Origin of the sequence: Mesorhizobium sp. M0030, assembly GCF_040323695.1 — a bacterium.
Classification (GTDB): Bacteria; Pseudomonadota; Alphaproteobacteria; order Rhizobiales; family Rhizobiaceae; genus Mesorhizobium.
On the sequence record NZ_JAMYVE010000035.1, the window covers coordinates 1 to 7,674 of the forward strand.

The window sequence follows — 7,674 nt, forward strand, 5'->3', positions numbered from 1 at the left end:
TCAGGAAGGCGACGATGTAGTGCGGGCTGACCGCCCACAGGATTTCGGGATCGGCGATGATGTGGTTCAAGCCCGAAAGACCGATAGCCAGGAACCAGACCGCCGTGATCGGCCCGAAGATCAGCGCCACACCACCGGTGCCAAAGCGCTGCACCGCGAACACCATGGCCAGGATGACCAGTGTCAGCGGCACCACATAGGGCTGGAAGGTCGGCGTGACGACGTTCATACCCTCGACCGCCGACAGCACCGAAATCGCGGGCGTGATGACCGCGTCGCCGAAAAACAGCGAGGCGCCGACGATGCCGATGCCCAGGATCACCGCCGACCGCTTGGGGAAACTGCCGCGCGCTAGCGCCATCAGCGACAGCACGCCGCCCTCGCCGACGTTATCGGCGCGCAGCACGAACATGATGTACTTGATGGTGACGATGATAGTCAGCGACCAGATGATCAGCGACAGCACGCCGAGGATATCGCCGCGCTCGGCGACATTGCCGCCCGACGACGCCACCAGCGCCTCACGGAACGCGTAGATCGGGCTGGTGCCAATATCGCCATAGACAACGCCGAGCGCGCCTAGCATCAGCACCTTGGTGCTGTCCTGTTCGATTTCGGGATGGCTCGATTGTTCGACGGGTTCTGCCTCGCTACCAGCATTGGTAAGGGCCATGGACGACACTCCGATAAGGGGCGGCCCTCTACCTTTGCTGCACTGCAATATCAAGTGCCGCGACGTAATGGCTCCGTATGCGGACCGCATTTGTCGCCGCACCGGCGGATTGTCTCATACGAAACCACGATCCCGCTCCCAGGCCATTTCCTCGACGAGACACAGGCTCAAGGGGACCTGAAGGAGGGCCAGACCGGATGGGCGATGATCTGCGGCAGGAAACGATGGCGCTGCTTGTAGCTGACGGCATATCTTTCTCCTTTGTGTGTCTGCCAGACGAGCGGGCGGGCACGGAAGTGGTCGCGCTCTACTGCCAGACATACTCGTCCAACCTGATGAAAACCTGACTTGTACACCCAGCCCAAACAGGTGCGAGGGGTCGGTCTATTACCAAAGGCTCTGAGGGCTGATTCTCTAGGGTTCCCGCCCAGAATGATCCGTGACCCTTGTTGTGTACCGCCGCGGGTTGATCGGAGGCTCCAACTCCTGAGAAGGTGAAACCATGACAAGCAAGGCGACCAACAAGTTCTCTCCCGAGGTCCGGACCCCCCGCGGTGCGGCTGGTTCTGGATCACGAACGCGAGCATACGTCGCGGTGGGCGGCGGTTTCATCGATCGCCGCCAAGATCGGCTGCAAGAAAGCCGAGCGTGACGGCGGCGTGCGCGCCGGAGTTCCCACGGATGCTGCGACGAAACTGAAGGCTCTGGAACGCGAGAGCCGCGAGCTTCGCAGGCCAACGAGAGCAAGGCTTCCGCGTATTTTGCCCAGGCGAAGCTCGTTGACCGCCGGTTCAGGCCACGATCGCGTTCATCGACGATCACCGCAAGGCGCATGGGGTTGAGCCGATCTGCAAGGTGCTGCCGATCGCCCCGTCGACCTACCACGACCATGTCGCCAAGCGCGTCGACCCCTGCCGGCTGTCGGCTCGGGCAAGATGGGATACAGCCTCGAAGGATGAGGTCCGACGGTTTGAGGCGAACTTCCGCGTCTACGGCGTTCGCAAGGTCTGGCGGCGGTTGCGTCGCGAGGGCTTCGAGGTCGCCCGCTGCACGGTTGCCCGCTTGATGAAGGCCATGGGCCTCGAAGGCATCGTCCGCGGCAAGCCGATCCGCACTACGGTGAGCGACAAGGCCGCACCTTGCCCTCTCGACCACGTCAACCGCCAGTTCCATGCTCCGGCGCCGAACATGCTGCGGGTCTCCGACTTCACCTGCGTCGCGACCTGGACGGGCTTCGTCTATGTCGCGTTTGTCGACACCTATGCCCGTCGGATCGTCGGCTGGCGGGTGAGCCGGACGGCGCATGCAGCCTTCGTTCTCGATGCCCTGGAACAGGCTCTCCATGATCGGCGGCCCGCGCGGGGAGGCGGGCTCATCCATCACAGCGATAGAGGCAGCCAAGGCGGATTCAACCGGATCGTCGCAACACCGGCATCATACTGACCCCCAAGGAGCTGGTCGAGGAGTTCGGCAGGTGTTTTCCAGCCGAGCGTTTTGCGCGGTCTTGTGTTGATAGCATGGGCAACTGCGTCCAGTTCCCGGGCTGTGTGCCGACTGAGATCCGTGCCCTTTGGAAAGTACTGTCTCAGCAAGCCGTTGGTGTTTTCGTTGGAGTCTCGTTGCCACGGGCTTGGGGATCGCAGAAGTAAATCTCGAGCCCGGTGTCGATGCGCAGGTCGGCTGCTGCGCCATTTCCGCTCCATGGTCCCAAGTCAGCGACTGACGCAGTTGCTCGGGAAGTTTGCCCATGGATCGGGCTATGGCTCTGCGGACTGCTTCAGCGCCGTGGCCGGCAAGTGGTGGACCGTTCTTGATGCGCAGGCTCTGCTGATAGCCATGCATGCGCGGCAGGTGAAGCACGCATTGTGAAGCGTGAACTTCGTTCCACGAGCGTACCGATCGCCTAGCTTCCGAGGCCAAGGATGAGGTCGCCTTCCCAATGTCCGGGGACAGCCCGATCGGCAATTTCGGCCGGACGGTCGCTTATGATAACGGCGTCTCCAATGAAGGACTTGTTGCGAACTCGGGCCCGTTCGCGCGGTACGCGCAACGCTCGGCCTGAACGCAGACATGCGGTAAGTCCTCGGCGCAATGCTCCGCGTCCTTGAATGTACAAGGACTGATAGATCGTCTCGTGGCTGATCCGCATGGTTTGATCCTCTGGGTAATCGATCTGAAGCCGATTTAGCGATCTGCTCGGGGCTCCAGGCTGCCGACCACCTCCGGCTCTGTCGTTTTTTCCATACCCACCTTGGGGCCCTCGAATGAGGCGCCATTGGGATTGGTGACTTTGCCGGCCAAGCGCTCCTCAACATTCACGCAGAGCCGGATTGACCGCCAGCTTGCCAGGAGGCCGCCGGGACTCACGATCGGCGTGCCATTGGGCGGCACTGGCCGGTAATCCAGATTGCCGCTGCGCGTCGCGGCATTGCGCCTGACCTCCCGCGAGATTGTGCTCGGCGGCCGACCTAGCTTACGAGCAACGGCCCGGATGCCGATTCCCTTGGCAAGCTCAAGCGCAATATCCTCGCGCTCCCGAAAGAAAGATATCGCCCCGAAGGCGGCTTCGCCCACGGCGCCAAATGCGTTGGCGGCATCCCTCCTGCACTCCGAACCAGCGCGGACCAAGAGGCGTTGATATACAGGCATCCAGTGCGGCCTCCTCGCTCGAACGTCCCAAGGCAATAGCTTGCCAGAACCGGAAGCGATTCTCACGCTGCCAGGCAGGCGGACGCCCGGGCGAATCTAGCTTCTTTCGAGTGCACCGATCTAAGCGCGTTGGTGAACCGTCATTGCAACCTCCAACCCTTGGTGTTGCGACGACCGGTTGAATCCGCCCAACACGTCAGCATTCAATACACCGAGCGCTTGGCGGAGGCCGGCGTCGAACCCGCAGTGGGCAGTGTCGGCGACTCTTTCGATAATGCTCTCGCCGAAACGATCAACGGTCTTTACAAGGCCGAGGTGATCCATCGACGCGGACCCTGGCGCTCATTCGAGGCCGTCGAGTTCGCCACGCTCGAATGGGTCGACTGCTTCAACAATCGCCGGCTGCTGGAGCCCATCGGCAACATCCCGCCGGCCGAAGCCGAGGAACGCTACTATGCCATGTTGGATGGACCAGCCATAGCCGCGTGACTCAAACGAAACGGCCTCCGGAATGCCCGGGGCAGTTCACATCGCATTTGATGCCAGCTTCATCGTATTTTCTTCGGCTTGGACGGGCACTTGGCAGACCCACAGAGCTGGGAACCCTTTGCCATACTACAACTGTAACATCATATCGGTTTAGCAGGTCAAGCTTCGGTGGTAACCTCATTGGGTAGAATAACTACTTTGGAGGCGAGCAATGGATCGCGATAACAAACGGGCACGTGCAGCTGCAAGATCATCTCAAGGCGGGGGGAGCAGTAGCCTCCGTGACGTTCCAGAGGGGCCATTGAGCGATGTTGCAGAACGGCTGGTAACCGCTAACCCGCGCGATACAGCGCGAAATCTTGGGGGCTTCAAAGGCCTCGGGACGCACGAGCGAACAGCCGTTCGGGGCACTCAACCCGGGCCAGAAACTGACCTCGCGAGATTTGAAAGGCGGACCAATCGGCTTGGACGATCAGCCATCAATCTGGCCGCGACATTAACAGCCGAATTGGGGTACAGCACGGATGACATAGCATTGCAGAAAGTCGGAGCGGCCAGTAATCTAGGCGATTACCTAACGCCAGGGCTGCAAGATGCTATTGTTAATCGCATTGGCAACATGGATCCGCCGTCGCAAGCTCTCGGAGCTTATTACGTTGCGCCACACTTCAGTAAGTTTACTGACGAAAACAAATCTCGCATTCTTGATCAGGCCATTGGATTGGCTTCTTCTGATCCGGATGGCAATGTCAGGATGATGGCATCCAATGCTATTCTCAACATGTATCAACAGTTAGACGCAAATCAACAGGCCCAAGCTCACTCAGTTTTTCCCGGCATGCAAGACATCTTGCCGCACATGCCGCCGCCGCAGCATGCAGCAGAGGAACGGAGTGCGAATCTGGACGGCCACATAGCAGGTATTGAGGCTGCAGTCCGTGATACAGTCGGCCCGCAAACCTCCTATGAACAGCTGCAGCGGGGTGCTCAAGTCGGGCGGTCCATAAGCCAAGCCTACAATCACGCCCGAGAGGACCTAATGGAGGCCACCCGAAGCAGAGATCGCTCCGGCCGTTGATGTCTCGGCCATGGTACAGTGACGCTTTCTCTCCCGAATTCCGTCTACGGCCTTGCCGTTTCCAATTCGCTGGCCGTTGACGTACAAAAACCACGTCTGCCGGGTGATGCGCTGCAAGCATCGCACCACCCACTGCGGCATCGATCTGTCGAGCGGCGACATCGCGCGACGCCGGTTCGGTCTCTGAAGCACGCGCAGCATTAGCTACGGCTAATCCGGCAATGGAACAATGCTTTCAACAAAAACGACGCCCCCCAACATAGCCATTAGCATCGCGTGCTCACTCGCCGTGGGCTTCTGTGCGGCAAGTCTTTACGCAACCTTCCGCCACGGCGGCAGCGGCGAGGCTCTGATGGCGTTTGATGTCCGTGCCTTTTGGTTTGAGACGCCCTTCTATTTGGGTTTCGCAACCCCCGTTTTCTATCGGGGCGCGGCTATCGTGCTCTCGACGTCCGCGGTCGTCTTGCTGATTCAGCAGATCGTATTGCGCCGCAAGCTCGAACACCACGGGACGGCTCGTTGGGCTCGAGTGGATGAAATGCGACGCACGGGATATCTGCGACGATACCGTGGCGTGACAGGGCCGGTGTTTGGGAAGACAAGTGGCCCTTTCTGGCCTGGCTACTACCTGACCAATGGCGAGCAGCCTCACAGCCTCATCGTTGCACCGACCCGCGCTGGCAAGGGCGTCGGCATAGTCATTCCAACGCTACTTACATTCAAAGGCTCGGTGATAGCTCTGGACGTCAAGGGGGAGCTCTTTGAGCTCACCTCGAGGGCGCGCAAAGCCGCAGGTGACGACGTGTTTAAATTCGCGCCGCTGGATTCGGAGCGGCGCACAAACTGCTATAATCCGCTGTTGGATCTTATAGCGCTGCCTCCACAGCAGCAATTCACCGAGGCCCGCCGCTTGGCCGCAAACCTGATTACGGCCAAGGGGGAGGGCGCGGAAGGTTTCGTCAGCGGCGCGCGAGATATCTTTGTCGCGGGAATCCTTGCCTGCATCGAGCGGGGCACGCCAACAATCGGCGCCGTCTACGACCTCTTCGCCCAGCCGGGGGAGAAGTTTAAGCTCTTCGCGCGACTCGCCATGGAGACTCAGAACAAAGAGGCACAACGCATCTTCGACGACATGGCGGGGAACGATACGAAAATCCTAACCTCCTACACTTCCGTGCTCGGCGATGGCGGGCTCAACCTGTGGGCGGATCCCGCTGTAAAGGCGGCCACAAGTCGCTCGGACTTTTCGGTCTATGATCTTCGCCGTCGCAGAACGTGCATCTATCTTTGCGTTGGTCCGAATGACCTTGAGGTGATCGCGCCTTTGATACGCTTGTTTTTTCAGCAAATCGTTTCGATTCTGCAGCGGTCGCTGGCCCGCCGGGATGAAAAGCACGAGGTTCTCTTCCTGCTCGACGAGTTCAAGCACTTGGGTAAGCTGGAGGCGATCGAGACCGCAATCACGACTATCGCGGGCTACAAGGGGCGTTTCATGCTCATCATCCAAAGCCTTTCGGCACTGACGGGGGCTTATGGAGAGGCTGGCAAGCAGAATTTTCTCAGCAATACCGGACTGCAAGTGTTCATGGCCACGGCTGATGACGAGACTCCGAACTACATTTCCAAGGCCATCGGTGAATACACGTTTGAAGCCAAATCGATTTCCCACAGCCAGGCGCGAACGTTCGACTGGACCATTCAGAATTCACATCAAGGTGCACCGCTATTGCGTCCCGAACAGGTTCGGCTGCTCGATGACGACTACGAGATTGTTCTCATCAAAGGTCTGCCACCATTAAAATTGAGGAAGGTGCGTTATTTCTCGGATCGCATTCTGAAACGCATCTTTGAACGCCAGTCAGGCGCCCTCCCGGAGCCGGCGCCCTTGACGGGAGCAGAGGAGGCGCTCCCCGCCGAATCTCAACTCGATGACCCGCTGTGTGAATTGGCGCAGGACTTTGACGATACAGTTTGATGTGAGGCTGGTGTGGACCCCGCGAAAAAATCCATCCCGTGTAACAGCTTTGTCGCAGGTGCAGGACGCCGGCTTGGAAGAGGGGCAAGCGGGCCAAGCCCGGCAAGTGGGCTTTGAGCAGCACGTGTCCGAGGCGCTCCGGCCGCTGTTCGATGGTCGAGCTGACGAGCCGCCAACCAATCCAGAGGAGCTTCTGCGACTGGAACAGGGGGTTTCGCGAGGTGCTTCAGCGAGGGCAGGATCATCAAGCCGCTTCGTCTTTTTTCAGCAACCCAGGGATGCCCGCTGGACGGGATGACCTCAACAGAAGCGTGTCGGAGGCTTTCGCAAGCTCTGGGACGCCGGAGTTCGGGCCGCCGCCCCCAGTCTTGGCTGCCAGCCAACAGCAGATCCGCCCTTCGCCGGATGAGCTTGACCAGGGCAACCACCTACCACCCGAGTGAGTCGTCCCAGCAATGAACATTCACCAGCGCTATTGTGGCCAGCGCAGACGCAGAGGGCCCTGAATACGCCGCAAGCCGTCGCCATTCAGCAGCAGCTGAGCGAAATCGGCAATTCAGGCGGCCGCGTGCATATGCAGAGAGGGGCTGATGCGATCTCCGGACCGGTAGCTCTCGCCGTAATGGATCAGGCTGGTACTGTTGGAAGGCTTGATCAGCCTCGTCACCCCAATCTCCAGCATAGCTCACTGTCACGCGGCCAACGTGCCTCCGTAGCTAACATCCACGTCAGCGTTGAAGAAGTACCCTGCGCCACGGGATGTTTTGACCAGGCGAGGGTTGGCCGCATCAGCCTCCAGCTTTCGGCGCA

At 59.8% G+C, this 7,674-nt stretch carries 4 protein-coding genes, 4 pseudogenes and 1 other annotated feature; of the genes and pseudogenes, 5 read left to right on the top strand and 3 right to left on the bottom strand.

Annotation, left to right across the window (positions count from 1 at the left end; genetic code table 11):
- A partial coding sequence (locus NKJ80_RS31150; RefSeq protein WP_352498948.1) for a KUP/HAK/KT family potassium transporter occupies positions 1–673 on the bottom strand: 673 nt, incomplete at its 3' end.
- Between the two features lie 197 nt (positions 674–870).
- On the opposite strand from NKJ80_RS31150, the gene NKJ80_RS31155 reads away from it, so the two are divergent.
- Together NKJ80_RS31155 and NKJ80_RS31160 are read left to right on the top strand one after the other, a co-directional pair.
- A complete protein-coding gene (locus tag NKJ80_RS31155) occupies positions 871–1,020 on the top strand; it encodes a hypothetical protein (RefSeq protein WP_023703136.1) in 150 nt (49 codons plus the stop codon).
- Between the two features lie 155 nt (positions 1,021–1,175).
- Positions 1,176–2,074: pseudogene (locus NKJ80_RS31160) on the top strand (IS3 family transposase); the annotation flags it as partial.
- Positions 1,427–1,546, top strand: a sequence feature (AL1L pseudoknot). It overlaps the preceding pseudogene by 120 nt.
- Here NKJ80_RS31160 and NKJ80_RS31165 read toward each other — a convergent pair.
- A pseudogene (locus NKJ80_RS31165) lies at positions 2,053–3,506 on the bottom strand (IS30 family transposase). The pseudogenes NKJ80_RS31160 and NKJ80_RS31165 overlap by 22 nt on opposite strands.
- 2 nt (positions 3,507–3,508) lie before the next feature.
- Here NKJ80_RS31165 and NKJ80_RS31170 point away from each other — a divergent pair.
- The 3 genes and pseudogenes from NKJ80_RS31170 to virD4 form a co-directional block, all read left to right on the top strand.
- Positions 3,509–3,811, top strand: a pseudogene (locus NKJ80_RS31170) (integrase core domain-containing protein); the annotation flags it as partial.
- 301 nt (positions 3,812–4,112) lie between these two features.
- The gene (locus NKJ80_RS31175) at positions 4,113–4,889 is read left to right on the top strand and encodes a hypothetical protein (RefSeq protein ID WP_352498949.1); all 777 of its coding nucleotides are present in this window, start codon (positions 4,113–4,115) and stop codon (positions 4,887–4,889) included.
- 229 nt (positions 4,890–5,118) lie between these two features.
- The gene (virD4, locus tag NKJ80_RS31180; protein WP_352498950.1) at positions 5,119–6,864 is read left to right on the top strand and encodes a type IV secretion system ATPase VirD4; all 1,746 of its coding nucleotides are present in this window, start codon (positions 5,119–5,121) and stop codon (positions 6,862–6,864) included.
- 691 nt (positions 6,865–7,555) lie between these two features.
- Here virD4 and NKJ80_RS31185 read toward each other — a convergent pair.
- Positions 7,556–7,674 (bottom strand): annotated as a pseudogene (locus NKJ80_RS31185) (DNA-binding response regulator); the annotation flags it as partial.